Raw genomic sequence first — 18,443 nt, 5'->3', positions numbered from 1 at the left:
TAATTCGCTATGGGCGCATTTTCTCCTGCTCACGAAGCAAAAGTTTTGTCAGTTTATGTTGGAAAATTTCGCGATCCTCTTCACTCATTGCTCGCGGGCCTTTCGTCCGTAAACCTGCTCTTCTTGCTTTGCTCGAGATGTGTCGCCTTGTCAGGTACTCATCTACATTGTCGCTTGTCAGCTCGCTGCCTCGCGGCGTAAGCACATAAGCGCCTCTTGGCAAACAGAGCGCGGCCAAACCGTAGTCGCCTGTTACCACTACGTCGCCTGACCGCGCTGTGTTGGCAATATAAATGTCCGCCGCTTGAAACGCTTGATCCACAAAAACGGTACGAATATCATAATTCATAAGCTGCCAGTCTGGAGCAAATGCAGCATAGGAAGCTACAAACAGAACTCCGGCATCCATTTCGATAGCTGCGGCAACTATTTCATTTTTTACAGGACAAGCATCGGCGTCTACTACGATTCGAAGTTTAGAAGACAATAATCTCACCATTTTCGTAAAGCGTCGGAACTTACTTTAATCGTTTCACCGTTTATATTATATACGCTGTAACGTTTAAAATTCCTGCTTCGAAATCCGGATTTCCTCTACTTTAACTCAGTTTTTGTCGAATCGATGAAAATAACGAAGGAACATGTCGAAGAGAATCCGAAGAATCCCTTCTTCATGTTCCACCTTTACTACCCTTTACTGTCTTCCTACAATCACAGTCAACCTTCTACTTAAGCCCAAACTAACTTTGAGAAATCAGCAAAACGTTGAATGTCATTTGCTATATTCGCAAGCAGCGCCAAACGATTTGCCCGTACTGCTTCGTTCTCAGCCATAACCATGACCTGTTCGAAGAACGAGTGAACTTCATCTTTCAGTTGAGACAAAACTTCGATTGCCTCAGCCGGATTTCCGCTTGCAGCTGCATAAGCTTCATGTACGTACATCCAACGCTCATAGAGCTTGCGCTCCGCATCCTGCTCGAACAATTCAGGATGGATATCATTGCTGACCGCCTTAGCAGCCAAATTGCTTACCCGGTTAAAGGATTCAACTGTCAGCTTGAATTCATCTGCCTGTACAGCGCGCATAAGAGCTTCCCCGCGAGCGACTGTCAGTTTGACATCGTCATATCCAGATGCCATCACTGCATCAACCACGTCGTAGCGAACAGACTCAGACAGTACATTTTTGACGCGCAAGCCGAAGAACTCATACAATTCTTTACGAACTTCCTCACGTTCGCGTTTCAACAATCCTGCTTGCGCATATACATCAAGCGTAATGTTGAAGATGGTATGCAGTGTCAGCGGCAGATTGCGTTCTAACAAAATTTGCACAATACCTGTCGCCTGTCTGCGCAAGCCATATGGATCCTGCGAGCCAGTCGGAATAATGCCGATTCCGAAGCAGCCTGCCAACGTATCCATTTTGTCAGCCATACTTATAATAGAGCCAACAAGTGAAACAGGAGCTGGGTCGCCTGCGAATCTAGGCTTATAGTGCTCATTAATCGCCTGCGCTACTGCTTCCGGTTCGCCTGCCTTTCGGGCGTAATCTTCACCCATAACCCCTTGCAGTTCTGGGAACTCATATACCATTTGCGTAACAAGGTCGAACTTGCAAATGTCCGCAGCCCGGCTGACCCACAGTGCTGTCTCACGATCTGTCTGGACAGCCAGTGCCAATGCATCAGCAATAGCATGTATGCGGCGAACCTTATCACCGATCGAGCCAAGCTCCTCGTGGAACACGATCGAATCGAGCTTATGCACGCAATCAATAATATTCAGTTTTTGATCTTCTTCATAGAAGAACTTGGCGTCAGAGAGACGCGCACGAAGAACTTTCTCGTTCCCTTTTGCAACGATATCCAAGCCCTTGGAATCACCGTTGCGTACCGTTACGAAATAGGGAAGAAGCTGTCCCTCCGTATCCAATACCGGGAAGTAGCGCTGATGCTCGCGCATGGATGTAATCAGCACTTCTTGAGGAATGTTCAGAAATGCCTCGTCAAATCCGCCGAACAATACAGTTGGATACTCAACGAGGAAGAGAACTTCTTCAAGCAAGTCATCCTTGATTGCGATATTCCAATTTTTACTTTTAGCGAGCTCCTCGATTTGAGCCGTAATGTTCGCCTCACGCTCTGCCACATCCACGATGACAGATTGCTCTCGAAGACGTTCCACGTATTGAAGCGGCTCGTTAATAACTGTCTCTTCTCCGAGGAAACGATGTCCACGCGACGTACGGCCTGCTTTGACGCCTGCAATTTCAAGCGGAATAATCTCTTCCCCATGCAGAGCAACCATCCAGCGAATCGGGCGTACGAAGCGCATTTCCTTTGCACCCCAACGCATGTTTTTCGGGAAGGTCATCGCATGAATAATGGAAGTCAAACCTTCAACAAGCACATCCTCTGTATTGGTACCGAGACTGCTCTTATTTGCGTAAATATACTCGACTCCGTTCAATTCCTTAAAGAAGAACGCTTCAGGCTCTACACCTTGACTCCGTGCGAATCCGAGAGCTGCCTTCGTCCATTCACCATTGGCGTCAAGGGCAATTTTCTTCGCCGGCCCCTTTACTTCCTCGTGTACATCCGTCTGCTTGTCAGCTACATCCTGTATGAGTACAGCGAGACGTCTTGGCGTTGCATATGCAGACACAGTTCCGAATGTGATTCGGGATTCTGTCAGCCAGCGTTCTGTGCGATCCTTCAGCTGTTCCATCGCGCTGCGAATGAAACGTGCAGGCACTTCCTCCAAGCCGAGCTCCAACAACAAATGTCTAGGCATCTTGTTCCTCTCCTTTCTTCAAGAGCGGGAAGCCGAGCTTCTCACGTTCTTCCAAGTATGTTGCGGCCACATGACGTGCAAGATTACGAACACGGGTAATGTACCCGGTGCGCTCCGTTACACTAATCGCGCCGCGTGCATCCAGCAAGTTGAATGTATGGGAGCATTTCAGCACATAATCATATGCTGGGAATACCAAATGGGCATCCATCGCTCGATTTGCTTCTTTCTCGTACATATTGAACAGCGTAAATAGCATCGCCGTATCGCTTACTTCGAATGTATATTTCGAATGCTCGAATTCAGGCTGATGGAATACGTCGCCATAAGCTACTCCTTCTACCCACTCCAAGTCGAACACATTTTCTTTTTCTTGAATATAGGAAGCAAGCCGCTCCAAGCCATACGTAATCTCGACAGCTACTGGATGTGCGTCGATGCCGCCCACTTGTTGGAAATAAGTGAATTGCGTAATTTCCATACCATCAAGCCAGACTTCCCATCCAAGGCCCCATGCACCCAATGTTGGCGACTCCCAGTTATCCTCTACGAAGCGAATATCGTGGATTGACGGATCGATACCAAGACGGTTCAAGCTTTCCAAATACAACTCTTGAATGTTGTCTGGAGAGGGCTTCAAAATCACTTGGAACTGGTGATGCTGGTACAAACGGTTCGGGTTCTCCCCGTAACGGCCGTCAGCCGGACGACGAGATGGCTCTACATAAGCTACATTCCATGGTTCTGGTCCGATCGAACGAAGGAAAGTCATCGGGTTCATAGTTCCCGCGCCCTTCTCCACATCATACGGCTGTACGATGATGCAGTTTTGTTCGGCCCAAAATTGCTGCAGCGTCAAAATCATTTGTTGAAAATTCACAGTCAGCACTCCTTTGCCTCATATTGACGGCATTGACGTATGGGAGAATGCAAAAAACTCCCGCCTCTACGTCTGATGCCAGACGTAGGGACGAGAGTTAAATTCCCGCGGTTCCACCCTACTTGATCGGAATAGATTCCGATCCACTTTCACATGAGCCCCTGCTCCAAAGCGCCATTTCATTCGTTTGTCCGTCCAGGCTTCCACTATCCCTGAATCGCTGCGTTCAAACATTGCGAACTACTTTCTTCTTCAACGCAAGGTATAATCTTAATTCAATTAGCTTGATTTATTATAGCGAATTGGATTTTACTCGTCAAGCTGCGCCAAATCATATTTCTCCATCTGCTCAAGGAACTGAAGTGATTTCAAGCGCACCCCGACATGGGTGTCCATATAGCCTCGCATACATGCGCGAAGCTGCAATTTCGTTTCAGGCTTCAATGTTATATTGCCAAGACGACGCAAGTCTGTCATTTCGAAGCGCTGAAGCAATGCAAGCATGTGCAAATTAGCTACATAATTCGCATGCTCTCTTGACTTACAACTCTCACATAGGGCGCCCCCGAGACGCCAACTGAAAGCAGCAAGCCTATCTCCTGTACCACAAGCGACACATGCATGGAGTTGAGGAGCAACTCCCGTTCGCTGCCATAGCTTCATTTCGAACAAATGAGTTGTCACCTGCACATCCTTGCCTTCTGCAATTGCCCGCAAATAGGCATGGAATTGGTCAAACATCGGCCCTCCAGCCTCTTCATCATGCAGTGCCTTATCCATCAGCTCGGCTGCATAGGAGGCGTAGGCTGCCAGATGAAGCTGTTCGCGCAGCAAATGGTTCGCTTCTATTATTTCGCAAGAATTAAGCGTTCCGATATGCCCCATACCGCGAAAGAATACATATTCTCCATAAGTGAACAGCTGAGTTGCCGCAGCATGACGGCTGCGAACCTTCTTCGCGCCGCGAACAAGAACACCCACCTTGCCATGCGATTTCGTACAAAGTGTAATGATCTTATTTCCTTCCCCATAATCCATGCTGCGGATGACAATCCCCTCTACCCGATATAACACTCTCTTCCTCCCATGTATGACACTGCATAATCATTATTAATCTGCTGATTGCTCTGCGATTGGCGCCGTATCAGCTGTAAGTTCCTCCAACTCATCTGTCATTCCTGCCTGCTTATATAGCAAGTAAGCGTCGACATCCCCCGTCTTCGCAAAAACATTCCATGAAAAATCACGCATTGTTATAATCCCCTTTCGTATAAGAGAACCTTGATCAATGACATGCTTCTATGGTGCCCGCAAGCACCAACAGAGGCAGATATTAAATGCTGTGCCTATAACAAACATTTCGAGCATGAACGTCGGATACAGACCAGTAAGACTATGCGTCATCTTCTAGGTTGTACTGCTTATAGGGGAATATCCATTGCAAAAATTGGAGTGTATGAAACGTAAATAGGTTGCTTACTCGTGTCGGAACCCGAGATCCCGTAAAATCCGATCCTGATTTCGCCAATCTTTCTTCACTTTCACCCACAGCTCCATAAATGTCTTAGAGCCAAGTAAATTTTCGATATCTTGTCTCGCCAGCTTTCCAATTTCCTTCAACAATGCGCCTTGCTTGCCGATGACGATTCCCTTCTGGGAATCACGCTCTACAAATATGACTGCAGAAATATATACGACACCATTCTCTTGTACTCGCATATCTTCGATGGTTACGGCAATAGAATGAGGAATCTCCTCACGTGTCAGGTGCAATATTTTCTCACGGATCAACTCGGCCACAACGAATTGCTCAGGGTGGTCTGTAATTTGGTCATCTGGATAATACTGCGGCCCTTCAGGCAAGTAACCGCCAAGCACATCAAGCAGTCGGTTCACATTGCTGCCGTTTAATGCCGAAATCGGCACAATCTCCGCAAATTCATGCAGTTCATTGTACTCTGCAATTAACGGTGGCAATGCTTCTGGATGCACCTGATCAATTTTGTTCATGACGAGTATGACAGGAGTACGGACTTTTTTCAATTGTTCAATCACATATTTATCGCCGCCTCCAAGCCCTGCCGAGACGTCAACGAGGAACAACACTGCTTCGACCTCGTTCAAGGTATTCAGCGCCACATTATTCATATAATCGCCGAGCTTCGATTTTCTTTTGTGGATGCCTGGTGTGTCTAAAAACACAATTTGGGAATGATCGGTTGTGTAGACGCCATGGATTTTATTGCGAGTCGTTTGCGGCTTATCCGACATGATCGCAATTTTTTGCCCAATCACATGATTCATCAAAGTGGACTTCCCTACATTCGGGCGGCCAACTATCGCAACAAAGCCTGATTTATACGTATTTCGATTTGATTGATCTTGATTATAAAACATGTATTTTCCTCCAAAATGTCTCTGTATGTGCATAAACGGCGCCACGCCGTCCAAGTAACGACAATAGCGCCGCTTATGAAGTCTAATTTCATTACTTTAGTACAGGAGCCTATGAAGCAGCTTTATCCCTGGTTCGTAGAAAATCACGCAGCCGACAATAACGGCGAATACCGCCGTCACGAGCACGGCTCCTGCGGCGGTATCTTTGGCTACCTTCGCCAATGGATGCAGCTTCGGCATCACGAGATCGACGACAGATTCTACTGCGGTATTCATTAGTTCAGCTGAAATGACGATGGTAATTGCTAGTCCCAGCCACAGCCAGTCCGAGGTCGATATTTGCAGGATACCGCCTAAAATAAGTGCAATTCCACTCATGGCCACGTGTACCCGCATATTGCGCTGTGTACGTATCGCATAGACGATCCCTGCGATTGCAACGCGAAATGTATCGCTCCAAGGACGCTTCATTAGCGGCTCAGACCTACCTTCTCCAAAACAGCTTCCTGCTTGTCCATCATTACTCGTTCGCTTGGCTCATCCTGATGATCATAGCCAAGTAAATGCAGAAATCCATGCACAAATAAAAATCCAATCTCACGCTCCAAGGAATGGCCATACTCTTCCGCTTGTTCCTTGGCGCGCTCTGTAGAGATAATGATGTCGCCAAGCAAATCATTCATCTCATCCAATTCTTGCTCATCTTCAATTTCGTATAGAATATCCAATTCCTCTTCAACGGATTCGTTCAAGGCAAAGGACAATACATCCGTTGGACGATCGATTCCTCGATATTCACGGTTCAACTCGTGGATTTGCTCATTATCAACGAACGTTAGCGCGACTTCCCCCTCTTGAATGCCTTCCATCGCCGCAGCTTCCTGCAAAATGCGCTTCAGCAATTCGATCAATGAAGGATCGATCGGGTATATGTCTTGATCGTCATTCCATTCCAGCTTCATACTCGACATGTTCGTTGCTCCTTACTCACAGTTTATAGGTGATAGGCCCGTTCCTTTTTAATCATATATCGCAGATTAAGATTTTGCTGGTTCCTCGTTTGCGTCCGTTCCTTTATTTTTCAGCTTCGAATCGTCTGGATATTCGATGCGGGAATGGAATATTCCCATCACCGTCTCTTTCAGCGACTGTGCAACAATATCTAGTTCTCGAAGTGTCAAATCACATTCATTGAATTGATTGTCATCCATACGATCCTTCACAATTTTATGAATCATGGACTCAATCTGCTCAACAGTCGGGTGGCGTAACGAGCGAACAGCTGCCTCGACACAGTCCGCGATACCTACGACGGCCGCTTCCTTCGACTGCGCTTTTGGCCCAGGATAACGGAAATCGTCTTCTGTAAAATCAGGTTCTATCCCTTGCTCTTCTGCTTGCTTTTTCGCTTTGAAGTAGAAATACTTCAAGAAGGTTGTACCATGATGCTGCTCCGCAATATCGCGTATCGGCTTCGGCAGCTTATAATCCTTCAGCATCTCGGCACCGTCGCGTGCATGCGCAACGATAATAGATGTACTAAACTTAGGATCAATTTGATCATGTGGATTGTCCATATTTGTTTGATTTTCAATAAAGTAACTTGGACGCTTTGTTTTGCCGATATCATGATAGTAGGCCCCAACACGACACAGCAATCCGTTCGCACCAATCGCCTCAGCAGCCTGTTCCGACAAGTTCCCAACCATTACACTGTGATGATACGTTCCGGGCGTTTCCGTCAACAGCTTGCGCAGCAGTGGATGGTTTGGATTGGACAGTTCAACTAGCTTCAGTGCAGACAATATGCCAAATGTAACTTCAAAGAATGGCATAAGCCCAAGCACAAGCACAGAGGTCAGCAGACCGCTTGCAAAGGCAAACGCCGCCGCTAGCATCGTATTGCCCTGATTCATCGGTTCACCGTACAACATGGACAGCATTAAAGCAGTCACACTGCCGAAGATGCATACCATGATGCCTGCCTTCAATATCGTTGAACGCTGGCTGGCGCGATGAATAGCGAATATGGCTGCGTAGCACGAAACGAGTGCGAAAAATCCAAAATGGAAATCAAACAGCGTACTTTTATCTGTGTTCAATATAATACCCGCTATCAAGCTCAATACGATTGCACATAGATATGCCAGCGGCAGATCAATAAGCAGGGTAATCAGCATAACCCCCATAGCCGTAGGGGCCACATAGCCTATAAAAGGAATTTCCTTCGTCTGCGCGTAGCCGATAATATGAATCGCAATAATATTGATGGTAAAAATCAATACAAGCATTAATAGCTGAGTGTTGTTAAATTTGAAATGGGTGTGACTCGTTTGACGCATGAACATAAACAAAAAAAGCGAGAGCATGACCGACAGAATCAGCAGGCCGAGCTGCGGCCAATAGTTAACCTCAGATTTCAAGAGATCGTTCTCTTTCAGCAAATCATAAGTCTCTTGGGAGATAAGCTGACCTTTTTTAATAAAGATATCGCCCTGCTTAATGAAGATAGGCGGCGTATTTTCCCGCGCCTGAACCTTCGCTTCCTTCGTTGCGTCATCATTATAGAACTTGTTTGGCGTAATGCACAGGCGAACGAGCTCCTGCACTGCCTCGCGAGCGGAACGCTTGTCAAGCGAGCTCGCATTGACGTATTCCGGCACCTTGGCTCGAGGCACAGAGGCATCTGGAACTGCATCTGCCATCAACTTGGACACGAGCTCACGGGCCACCGGCTTCATTTGCGCTACGTCTTCTTTGGACAAGCGTGCAATTTTCAGATACGTCTCCTCGGGAATATCGTACTTCTGCTCGTCAATACGTTTTCTCACTTCGTCAAGCAGTGTTTCCGAATACGTATCTTTATTTCGACTTGTCGTCATGAACTCTCGAAGATACTTATTAACCTCATCAGGGATGACTGTACGATACAGGCTAATCTTTTGTGAGTAAGAGATCAGCTCATCATCATTAAGTTGATCGATTCTCTCGAACAGTGAGTCAATTAATCGCTCATTTTTCAGCGAAATAATCTCGTAAATAGGCTGTACACGTTCAGCGGCCTGTTCCTGAGCTTTCAGCGTTGCCTTCTTGTCCGGTATTTGAATCGGTGCGATGATATCCTTTTCACTCTTCGCATTGACTTCAATATCCAGCTTCTCCGGCAAAATACTCGGTGCCAAGCTGAAATAAAATAATAATGTTAATAAGAAAAACAGAAGAAAACGTACGCCTACGCTATACTTCCATCCCGTCATATTGACCTGACGTTTGTTATTTCCGTTGCCGGAACGATTTGTCTGTAGCATAGAGAACAGTCCTCTCTATCCTTGGTTTTCGCTTTCCTTCTGGTAAGCTGTAATAATTTTCTGCACTAAGGAATGACGAACGACATCCTGCTCGGCAAAATGCACGAATCCGATCTCATCAATTTCCTTCAAGATCCGCCCTGCCTCTACTAAGCCTGAGTTCTTCCCGCGAGGCAAGTCGATTTGGGTAATATCCCCGGTAATGACCATTTTCGAGCCGAACCCGAGCCGCGTCAGGAACATCTTCATCTGCTCAGGCGTCGTATTTTGCGCCTCATCCAAAATGATGAACGCATCATCCAGCGTCCGCCCCCGCATATAGGCAAGAGGTGCGATTTCAATCAGTCCACGCTCAAGAGCCTTTGCCACCTGTTCGGTGCCCATGACATCATACAGCGCATCGTACAGAGGACGCAAATATGGATCTACCTTTTCCTGCAGATCCCCAGGCAAAAAGCCAAGATTCTCCCCCGCTTCTACGGCAGGCCGAGTCAGTACGATTCGCTTGACAGCTCCTTCTTTTAGTGCAACGACGGCCAGCACGACCGCCAGATAGGTTTTACCTGTACCGGCAGGACCTACTCCAAATACGATGTCTCTCTTCTTAATCGTGGATACATAATGCCGCTGGCCTATTGTCTTAACGCGGATTGGCTTGCCGCGGTATGTATGTGCGATTTCACCCCTGAATAAATCAAGCAGCTCATCAACCTTCCATTCCTGCGCCAAATCGATTGCATACATAATATCCCGCTCAGACAGGATAATATTGTTGCGGATCAACTCGAGTAGAACAAGAAATAACTGCTCTAATTTTTCAGTTTCTTCCGCTTCCCCCGTAATGACAACCTCTGCTTCGCGCGATGACACAAGTGCATCCGTACGGCTTTGGATAAGGCGCAGATGCTTATCTTGCGGCCCGAACAGCGCAAGTCCTTCAGCAGCGTTTTGCAGTGAAATTTTAACAGTCTGTTGTTGCGACAAAAACCTCAGTCTCCTTGTATTCAGTGTCCTTGTTCTTGTGGTTCTGATTCCGGTTGTGATTTCTGTTCAAACTGGCGAACAAGCGGAAGTTCTTCCGCAATTGATTGCTCCACTTCAAAAAGCACCTTCATGACCACTTTACCATTGTCCGTCTTCTGATGCAAAATTTTTTCCGAGTGGATGCGGGCATTCGGCCCATTCTTTCCAAGCACATCTGCTCTTGCCTGCTTAAGTCCCGCTTCTGACGCCTGTTCTGCCGTCCGTTCTTCAGAAGCAAATTGAACTTCCTTAATTTTTTCAATCATCCAGCCAATCGGCAATGACAGTTGCCTCCACCGGAGGGTGTTGTCCTCCTGCAGCAGTTCATAATGAGCATATGGAATATCTCCGAAGCCAGCTATCATGAGCCTACGACTGCCGGTAACAATATATTTCCGTTCCTTTTCTTCACCTGTATATACTTTATGTCTCATCACCAGCGGTGACGAAATCTCATACTGATGCCAGACTAATCCTCTCACTTCTCCTTTTGCCACCACATCTTTTGGCTCCGTCTCATTGCCAATTGCACCTGAGATCAGCACATCGCCTTTTTTCACTCGGGCATTGCGTGCAACGACAGCTCGTCCATTCTCCGCAATAATATCTGTAACTACTGCATCTGCTGAAGCCACAATATGTCTTGGGTTGACCAGCTTTAATGCATCAGGTTTGGTTGCCTCTATGACCTGTATAGCCACCCTTGTCCCTTCCCAATTCACACCGATCCAAGAAGCCTCCTTCAGCTTCGTATGCATCGCCTTGGCAATTACATCCGGATCGCGAAGTCGGAATGTCCACTGGAAAGGATATATTCCCTGCTCCTTGGCAGCTGCAAGAACCTGTTCTGTCGGGATACGAACATTCCCCTTTACTTCAATTGACCATACGAGTGAAGAGAGCATGTACAATCCGAGCATAAAAAAAGCGAAGCCAATGAGAAAAAACTTTCGTCGCAGAACTCGTCTCATCGTAAAAGGCAGGCCCATTCGTTGTTCAACATGAACCCGACAGCCTGTCTGCTTCAATATTGGTTTCAGCTTAAAATAATCAGACACTAGTACATAACATTGGAAGTCGTGGAATGAAGTCCGTTGCACATCCCACACCTGAATTTGACTGGAGACAGCCGAATTGATAAAAGACTCCGCACTCCCTCCTCGAATACGAACTCTTACATAGCCTCGCGCATGTGCTAATACAGGTGCCTTCACTTCAATTCCCCCGTTCCTTTATATGTGATATGGCCTATTGTCCCTTCAATACGTATTTCTTCCGTCCATATTGCTCGAATCACAAGTTCAGATCCGGTTATCTCCAGTTCTCCATTGGTTAGCGCCAGACGAACCAGCTCGTTCGAAAAGTGAACAATGCCGCGATGATTTTCAACGATGAGATGCCGATTCCCAATCATGGCCAACCGGGGCGTATCCGATAAGGTATCCTGCGGCAAATCCAGCCAATTTGCTGTCCAGTTGCTCAATTTGCGGCCAAAGCGACTCATATTGCGACGGGCCCCCTTCCTATTCGTTACAATTTATGCGCCGGATGGCGTGATTATAACGATGGGAACAGGCCTTGGTGCGATATCCTCTAGGAATATTCCAAGAGATTGAGCCCAGCATAGTGAAATGAAATAAGAAAAAGAGCCCCACTCTACAGGATAAGCACAGATATGCCAATACTGTAAAATGGAGCTCTTTCGGTTCTTACATCATCCATAAATGATATAGCAAACAAGCTTGCGTATTTAGTTAATCAAGCACTTAGCGCTGCCGCTGATTGTATGGACGCTTGGCACGCGGTGGACCGAGGACTTCTGACCAAATGACCCCTTGCATTACCTCATCAGAAGTGATTTCCCGGCTCGGTATGCCCTGCTTCGATACAGACGAAACAGCCGCTGAAGCAGAGCCTTTTTTAACCCCTGCACCAGATGAAATGGAGCTAGCCATTCGGTCAATTGCAGCGAGACGCTGCTCCATCTCCGCAAGTCGTGCTTCATCGGAGTCAATCGTATCGCGAGAGATGTCGGAAGAGGAAGTCAGTACAATTGGCGAGGATTTGTCTGCGCTCGCATAGGCAGGCTGATGCTCTACTTCCTTATACTCCTCTTCGAGATCCTCATTGTACTTTTTATCCTCGCTCCCCCGTGTGCCTCCGCTAAAATCAGGCATCCGGTTTTTGCCGTCCTTTTTCTTCGAACCGCCTAAGGATGACAAGATCGCACCTAAAATAAAAATGGCGATTAACGGATTGCTCGTGATGAAATGAATAATCTTCTCAATGATTACCATGGCTCATCGCCTAGCTTTCCGATTTATTGTCATGATTGTTATCAGACGCTTTACCAATCGTGCCGCGCATTTGTGTATCGGCCTCAATATTCTTCAAATTCATATAATCCATAACACCCAGCTTGCCTCCACGAAGTGCCTCAGCCATAGCAAGCGGAACTTGGGATTCCGATTCTACAACACGTGCACGCATTTCAACAACGCGCGCTTTCATCTCTTGCTCTTGCGCTACCGCCATTGCACGACGCTCTTCCGCTTTTGCTTGGGCAATGCGCTTATCCGCCTCTGCTTGCTCGGTTTGCAAATGAGCACCGATGTTCTTGCCTACATCTACGTCCGCAATATCAATGGACAAGATTTCGAAGGCTGTTCCTGCATCCAGACCTTTGCCCAGTACAGTACGAGAGATCAAATCAGGATTTTCTAGAACGTCTTTATGAGATGCACTGGAACCTACTGTTGTTACAATACCTTCGCCAACGCGCGCAATAATGGTTTCTTCCCCTGCACCACCGACGAGTCGTTCGATGTTAGCACGTACGGTAACGCGCGCACGAACCTTTACTTCAATACCGTCTTTCGCCATAGCTGCGACGATAGGCGTTTCGATAACGCGAGGGTTAACGCTCATTTGTACAGCTTGCAATACATCACGTCCAGCAAGATCGATCGCTGCCGCGCGTTCGAATTCAAGATGAATGTTAGCACGCTGTGCTGCGATCAATGCGTTAACAACGCGGTCAACATTACCTCCTGCAAGGTAATGGCTTTCCAATTGGTTAATGTTCAAGCCAAGACCAGCCTTAGTAGCCTTGATCATCGGATTGACAATACGGCTAGGCGTGACACGACGCAAGCGCATTGCAACAAGCGTAATAATACCAATCTTGACTCCGGACGCGATTGCCGAGATCCAGAGCATGACTGGGAAAAAGCTAAAGAATACACTTAGCGCGATAACAATGACAACCCCAATTAATAGCGTTGTTACGATAGATGGATCCATACTCATCATCCTCCATTATTTTGTTATATGTGTAAAGCTGTAAGCTAACACGCAGAATTTGTTACTTTTCAACCTCAATCTTGGTTCAAGGAACGGACAACAATCCGTACCCCTTCTACTTGCACAACCTTAATTGCCTCGTCACGGCTTACAAAGGCTCCGTCTGTGACGACATCATATTTAATATCGTCAATTAGTGCCGTTCCTGATGGGCGCAACGTCGTCAATGCACGACCTGTCTTCCCAATCAGCTCCGTATGATTCACATTTGATACATACCCCTCATCTGTCGACAAGGAGTCCCGTAGAATGAATTTGTTCCAAATGCCTCGATGCTTGAATATCCGAACGACGATAATCACAACAACCAACGCAGCTACAAAGGCAATACCTAGCGACAGCAGTGCATGACCAGTATCATTCGCAGCTAGCACAACTCCCGTTATCAAGCTCAATGAGCCTAGTATACCCAATATACCGAAGCTTGGGATAAACAACTCCAGTGCTAGCAGTATCAGTCCTATAATGAACAATACGATGGTCTCCACCCCCGCTAGTCCTGCAATATAATGACCGAAGAAATATAATCCAAATCCAGCAATCCCCAGAATCCCTGGAACGCCGAAGCCCGGAACGAACAGCTCAATCGCAACGCCTGCAATCCCAAGGAACAGAAGCAGGGTCGCAATGCCAGGATGAACGACAAAAGCAGCAATCTGTTCTGAGATAGATGGTTCAATCTGAACAAGATTCGCTTGATCCAACTTCAACTGCTTTAGCAAATCTGTTGTATTGGAAGCTACATATTCAGTGTATCCGGCTTTACGTGCATCCTCTGAACTCAATGACAACACTTCTCCAGATGGCACTGTGCGTCCAAGCTCCTTAATCTCATAAGAACCCTGCAAGTCAGCCATAGCTTGTGCGATAATCGGGTCACGTCCATTTTTCTGAGCAACTGCTTTCATTTTGCTAACCCACATCGCTACTAGCTTTGGGTCGTCCACATAATTGTGAGCTCTGTCAACTAGTGCAGCCGATCCGATTGCACTGCCTGGCGTCATGGCGATCTCATTTGCGCTCAGCGCAAGATAGCTTCCTGCAGAAGCTGCATTTCCTTCTACGAACATAATGGTACGCACAGGACTAGTAATTATTCTTTGACTGATCTTTCCTGCCGACTCCAATTCCCCGCCAGGTGTATCCATTTCGATAATAATCGCTTCAGGACTCAACTGCTCTGCTTCCTCAAGTGCACGGTACAGAAAAGATTCCATTACAGGATTGACCGTTCCCTTCAACGGAAGGACAACTACATTGTGAACAGATCTTCCGTCTGCCTTCGCTTGAGCGCTTACAAATGGAATGCTGGAGAACAACAACATGATGGTGACCAAAGCCAAGATGGCTAGCCCAAATGTTCTTTCTCGCAAAAACCGCATACTGGATGACTACCCCCTTTCTTATTCTGTTGTAAAGTATATGCGATACATACTATTCAAAAAGTCCTTGATCATTCGGATATGTTGCAGAACCACCGTGCGACAACCTACCTTTTGAATACATATAATAATACGTCAACATTATACATTGCGTTTCACCTTTACATATACAGAAAAAAACACTCCTCAAAATAAGGAGTGTTTTTTATCGTTTCGTCAATAGACGCAAAGAGATCGTTTATTGCAGACATTGTTGCACGACAGAATTGACTAACTTGCCGTCTGCGCGCCCCTTCACCTTAGGCATGAGGGCACCCATTACTTTCCCCATGTCGGCTTTCGAAGAAGCACCGGTCTCTTGGATGGTCTCTTGTACAATCACTTTTATCTCTTCTTCGGAAAGCTGAGCTGGAAGATAAGGCGTCAAGATTTCAATCTCCGCCCGTACACCATCTGCCAAATCGCCTCGACCTGCTTTTTCGAACTCGTGGAGGGCATCTTTCCGCTGTTTGATCTCACGACCTAGAATTTCAAGCACTTCATCGTCATTCAAAGTTCTTCTTTCATCTATCTCAACATTCTTGATCGCCGAACGAACCATTCGGATGGTGGAGAGTTTGAACTTGTCTTGACTTTTCATCGCTTGCTTCATATCTTCGTTCAATCTTTGGCTAAGATCCATTGGTGCGTTATCCTCCTAAAACTTTCTCTTGCGGGCAGCCTCGGACTTCTTCTTGCGCTTAACGCTTGGCTTCTCATAGTGCTTGCGCTTTTTAACTTCAGCCAATACGCCATCCTTTGCGATGGAGCGCTTAAAGCGACGAAGTGCGGCATCGATTGTCTCGTTTTTGCGAACTTTCGTTTCAGACACCAGTTATCCCTCCCTCCGAACAGACCGTCCAAGAACAAAAACACGGTTCATCAAACTACATTATATGTGATTCTAAAAGTAGGTGTCAACCATGAGGAAAGATTATGACGAGATTTCACCATTGGAAATGTTTGCCCAAGTGCAATCAAGCCACAACCCCCTCATCATCATTGCAGTATTTTGTTAAGCCGTTGGCCCAACCAATGCACCCAATTGCTTGCCGCCAAGCAAATGATAGTGGATATGGAATACGACTTGTCCGCTATCCTTCCCGCAATTGTTAATCAGGCGGTAGCCTGATTCTGCAATGCCAAGCTCACGGGCAATTTGCTGTGCTGCACGATGAATTTCTCCAATAAGAGCAAAGTCCTCTCCTTCAGCATCATTCATAGTTGCAATATGCTTCTTCGGAATTACGAGAATATGTACTGGAGCTTGTGGGGTAATATCATGGAAAGCAACTACAGTATCATTCTCAAATACTTTTTTCGAAGGAATGGAGCCTTCGATAATTTTACAAAAAATACAATCCATCTCTTTCATTCCTCCTCGTATGAGTTCGTCACACCCTAGCTTTCTCGCTGTCGGATCGTAATTGTATACCGCTATCATATCAAAAAATAGAAGCTCGTCCAAGTCGGACTAAAAATCGATAGCTCCGGTTCCATCTATACATAGCGGAGCTTTCATTTTTCGTGAATGACCGTGAATTGAAAGATTTCTTAATAAAAGGGAAGAAGCGATAGATCAGCTAGCCCAGCGAGCGGGAGCACAACTTTTCCGAATCGTTTGCCATAACCATAGGGATAGTAATAGTCTGGGCAATACCTTGGAAAATGGGGATCTATAAATGGCGTTTTTACATATGGTGTGCCTGGATATGGATAAGGTTGCGTACGGGGTTGCGGATAATAGCCGTAAGCGGAACGCTCCATTTCCATATACGGGACAAGATTGCCAATTGGCATATTGGTTTCACTGGCCTGCACTGGCTCTGCATGTGTGCATGTTGGAACCGCCAAGCTAATATAATTTTGATCTACCGACTCTACAATAGCCTGATAGACAACTCCATCATGTGTTTGCACACGCACAAAACGATGCATATGTTTCTGACAGTGATCGAATATAGACTCTTTTTCTTTCCCTTTCCCTGTCGCAGTAACTTCAGGAGCAGCATTGTCATCGGCACTGATAGTCGCTTGCGGTTGAACAGTACCCGATTTCTTTGCAACAGATGACCTTTTCTTCATAAGTGCCTCCTTATACGGAAGATCATGCTACGACATCGTATTCGCCTATGGGCTTAAATGTGTATGTAAAGGCAACTTTGTTCAAAAAAATTACATTTCATTTTCCTGACAGTGAAATGTTCGTTCAAAATCGGTAACACAGAAAAAGAGTCACTATGATATATTTATTAAGTTCATAATTTTTCCATTTTGTTAGGGGATGCAAATTTTGCAACAGAATACTGCGTTTTTACAATTATTGAATGATACGCATAAGCATTTTTCTGGATGGGATTTTTCCTTTATCTCAGCGACGGGGCGTATGCAAGAAGAACTGCTTCCTTGGTCATATGGGAGCATAATTATTCCTCTCATAAGAAAATCCTCTTCTGCGCTTGATATGGGGACAGGCGGCGGTGAATTTTTGTCAAAGCTGCTTCCCTTCCCTCCGCTTATCGCAGCAACAGAAGGTTACCCGCCCAATGTTCCGATAGCGAAGCAGAGACTCGAGCCGCTCGGAGTCAAGGTCGTGGAATTCGACGACGATCATAAACTGCCGCTTGATAGCGCAAGTTTTGACTTAATCATAAACAAGCATGATTCCTACTCCCCTCGTGAAGTTAGGAGAATAATTGTAGACTCTGGTATATTCGTGACACAACAAGTTGGCGGGCAGGATTGCACGGAAATTAATGAGATGCTAGGCGTTCCGCTAAACGAGGAATATAACGATTGGTGCCTGCAATCGGCGGTTGATGACTTAGAAAACAACGGATTTAAAATTGAGTACAGCAATGAAGCCTATCCCGCACAACGCTTCTACGACATCGGGGCACTCGTATATTACTTGAAAGCCATTCCTTGGCAGGTTCCTAATTTCGATATCTATTCCTACCGAGAACCGCTATATGAAATATACAATCGGATACAGACCGAAGGATTTTTCGAGGTGAAGCAGCACCGATTCATCTTAATGGCTACCGTCCTGTAAGTACTTACGATTTCAACTACTGATAGCCAACACGCTGTGGTACTAGGATTGTGACATTACTAAAAAAAAGAGCACCTCGTACCCCGCTTTGCGGGCAGCGCGTCAGCGCTGTGAGCGTACTGTTTCTGCAAGCATTGCGCCTATCCTTCATAGAGCACGATTGTTTGCAGACACAATACGATCACCGAGGTGCAGTC

General features: G+C 46.3%; 20 protein-coding genes. 1 reads left to right on the top strand and 19 read right to left on the bottom strand.

Features of this window, described 5'->3' with window-relative positions; translation table 11 throughout:
* Positions 1–7: 7 nt before the first annotated feature.
* The 19 genes from NO352_RS04165 to NO352_RS04075 form a co-directional block, all read right to left on the bottom strand.
* Positions 8–499, bottom strand: a complete 492-nt coding sequence (locus tag NO352_RS04165; RefSeq protein ID WP_005547998.1) for a YaiI/YqxD family protein — start codon at positions 497–499, stop codon at positions 8–10.
* A gap of 230 nt (positions 500–729) precedes the next feature.
* The gene (gene glyS, locus NO352_RS04160; RefSeq protein WP_005547996.1) at positions 730–2,799 is read right to left on the bottom strand and encodes a glycine--tRNA ligase subunit beta; all 2,070 of its coding nucleotides are present in this window, start codon (positions 2,797–2,799) and stop codon (positions 730–732) included.
* Positions 2,792–3,679: a glycine--tRNA ligase subunit alpha gene (glyQ, locus tag NO352_RS04155; RefSeq protein WP_005547994.1), complete on the bottom strand. Its 888-nt coding sequence runs from the start codon at positions 3,677–3,679 to the stop codon at positions 2,792–2,794. Before glyQ ends, glyS begins: the two co-directional genes overlap by 8 nt.
* Before the next feature lie 309 nt (positions 3,680–3,988).
* Positions 3,989–4,753 carry a DNA repair protein RecO gene (recO, locus tag NO352_RS04150; RefSeq protein ID WP_268622531.1) on the bottom strand — a complete coding sequence of 255 codons (765 nt, stop codon included), beginning with the start codon at positions 4,751–4,753 and terminating at the stop codon, positions 3,989–3,991.
* 36 nt (positions 4,754–4,789) lie between these two features.
* Positions 4,790–4,930, bottom strand: a complete 141-nt coding sequence (locus tag NO352_RS04145; protein ID WP_163975853.1) for a YqzL family protein — start codon at positions 4,928–4,930, stop codon at positions 4,790–4,792.
* A gap of 225 nt (positions 4,931–5,155) precedes the next feature.
* A complete protein-coding gene (era, locus tag NO352_RS04140) occupies positions 5,156–6,076 on the bottom strand; it encodes a GTPase Era (RefSeq protein WP_005547987.1) in 921 nt (306 codons plus the stop codon).
* Positions 6,077–6,172: 96 nt separating this feature from the next.
* The gene (locus NO352_RS04135) at positions 6,173–6,547 is read right to left on the bottom strand and encodes a diacylglycerol kinase family protein (protein WP_005547985.1); all 375 of its coding nucleotides are present in this window, start codon (positions 6,545–6,547) and stop codon (positions 6,173–6,175) included.
* Positions 6,547–7,047, bottom strand: a complete 501-nt coding sequence (gene ybeY, locus NO352_RS04130; protein WP_005547982.1) for an rRNA maturation RNase YbeY — start codon at positions 7,045–7,047, stop codon at positions 6,547–6,549. The genes NO352_RS04135 and ybeY overlap by 1 nt, the downstream gene beginning before the upstream one ends.
* 66 nt (positions 7,048–7,113) lie before the next feature.
* The gene (locus NO352_RS04125; RefSeq protein WP_289354963.1) at positions 7,114–9,384 is read right to left on the bottom strand and encodes an HD family phosphohydrolase; all 2,271 of its coding nucleotides are present in this window, start codon (positions 9,382–9,384) and stop codon (positions 7,114–7,116) included.
* Positions 9,385–9,399: 15 nt separating this feature from the next.
* On the bottom strand, positions 9,400–10,368 hold the full coding sequence (locus tag NO352_RS04120; RefSeq protein WP_005547976.1) for a PhoH family protein: 969 nt from the start codon (positions 10,366–10,368) through the stop codon (positions 9,400–9,402).
* Between the two features lie 20 nt (positions 10,369–10,388).
* On the bottom strand, positions 10,389–11,621 hold the full coding sequence (yqfD, locus tag NO352_RS04115; RefSeq protein ID WP_262867004.1) for a sporulation protein YqfD: 1,233 nt from the start codon (positions 11,619–11,621) through the stop codon (positions 10,389–10,391).
* Complete coding sequence (gene yqfC, locus NO352_RS04110; protein WP_005547970.1) at positions 11,618–11,911, bottom strand: sporulation protein YqfC; 294 nt, start codon at positions 11,909–11,911, stop codon at positions 11,618–11,620. The genes yqfD and yqfC overlap by 4 nt, the downstream gene beginning before the upstream one ends.
* A gap of 262 nt (positions 11,912–12,173) precedes the next feature.
* On the bottom strand, positions 12,174–12,704 hold the full coding sequence (locus NO352_RS04105) for a hypothetical protein (protein WP_289354962.1): 531 nt from the start codon (positions 12,702–12,704) through the stop codon (positions 12,174–12,176).
* Positions 12,705–12,714: 10 nt separating this feature from the next.
* On the bottom strand, positions 12,715–13,710 hold the full coding sequence (floA, locus tag NO352_RS04100; RefSeq protein ID WP_005547965.1) for a flotillin-like protein FloA: 996 nt from the start codon (positions 13,708–13,710) through the stop codon (positions 12,715–12,717).
* Between the two features lie 74 nt (positions 13,711–13,784).
* Positions 13,785–15,152, bottom strand: a complete 1,368-nt coding sequence (locus tag NO352_RS04095) for an NfeD family protein (protein WP_262867002.1) — start codon at positions 15,150–15,152, stop codon at positions 13,785–13,787.
* Between the two features lie 238 nt (positions 15,153–15,390).
* The gene (locus tag NO352_RS04090; protein ID WP_005547959.1) at positions 15,391–15,834 is read right to left on the bottom strand and encodes a GatB/YqeY domain-containing protein; all 444 of its coding nucleotides are present in this window, start codon (positions 15,832–15,834) and stop codon (positions 15,391–15,393) included.
* Between the two features lie 15 nt (positions 15,835–15,849).
* On the bottom strand, positions 15,850–16,023 hold the full coding sequence (rpsU, locus tag NO352_RS04085) for a 30S ribosomal protein S21 (protein ID WP_005547957.1): 174 nt from the start codon (positions 16,021–16,023) through the stop codon (positions 15,850–15,852).
* A 183-nt stretch (positions 16,024–16,206) separates the two neighbouring features.
* Positions 16,207–16,557: a histidine triad nucleotide-binding protein gene (locus NO352_RS04080; protein ID WP_005547923.1), complete on the bottom strand. Its 351-nt coding sequence runs from the start codon at positions 16,555–16,557 to the stop codon at positions 16,207–16,209.
* A gap of 188 nt (positions 16,558–16,745) precedes the next feature.
* Positions 16,746–17,276, bottom strand: a complete 531-nt coding sequence (locus NO352_RS04075) for a hypothetical protein (protein WP_289354961.1) — start codon at positions 17,274–17,276, stop codon at positions 16,746–16,748.
* A gap of 208 nt (positions 17,277–17,484) precedes the next feature.
* Between NO352_RS04075 and NO352_RS04070 the strand changes: the two genes are divergently transcribed.
* Entirely contained in the window at positions 17,485–18,246 is a 762-nt protein-coding gene (locus NO352_RS04070; RefSeq protein WP_289354960.1) for a class I SAM-dependent methyltransferase, read from the top strand.
* Positions 18,247–18,443 lie beyond the last annotated feature (197 nt).

Origin of the sequence: Paenibacillus sp. S-12 (assembly GCF_030363895.1) — a bacterium.
In the GTDB taxonomy this organism is placed as follows: domain Bacteria; phylum Bacillota; class Bacilli; order Paenibacillales; family Paenibacillaceae; genus Paenibacillus_B; species Paenibacillus_B alvei.
Note: the sequence above shows the minus strand (reverse complement) of the source record. Positions and strands in the feature narration are given on the sequence as shown.